Below are 250 nucleotides of genomic sequence, written 5' to 3'. Positions count from 1 at the left end.
TTTGTTGCGCTCAAGTGCCAGCAGCGCACCCTTGCGATCGGTCACCTCCGCCGTCGTCACTGCGATGGCATGCGGCAAGCCTTGCGTGTCTACGGCGATATGTCGCTTGATTCCGGAGACTTTCTTGCCTGCGTCATAGCCTTTCTGACTCGCCGTGTCCGTGTTCTTCACGCTCTGCGCGTCGACGATCAAGAACTTGCTGCATGCGTTGCGCCCCAGTTTCTCGCGGGCCGCGCCAACCTGATTTTTT

Annotated in this window: 1 protein-coding gene; it reads right to left on the bottom strand. The window is 58.8% G+C overall.

The window, feature by feature from the left end; all coding sequences use genetic code 11:
* Positions 1-250 (bottom strand): transposase (locus XpopCFBP1817_RS21475; protein ID WP_146090236.1); only part of this gene is annotated, 250 nt, incomplete at both ends.

The sequence above is a fragment of the Xanthomonas populi genome, from assembly GCF_002940065.1.
In the GTDB taxonomy this organism is placed as follows: domain Bacteria; phylum Pseudomonadota; class Gammaproteobacteria; order Xanthomonadales; family Xanthomonadaceae; genus Xanthomonas; species Xanthomonas populi.
Note: the sequence above shows the minus strand (reverse complement) of the source record. Positions and strands in the feature narration are given on the sequence as shown.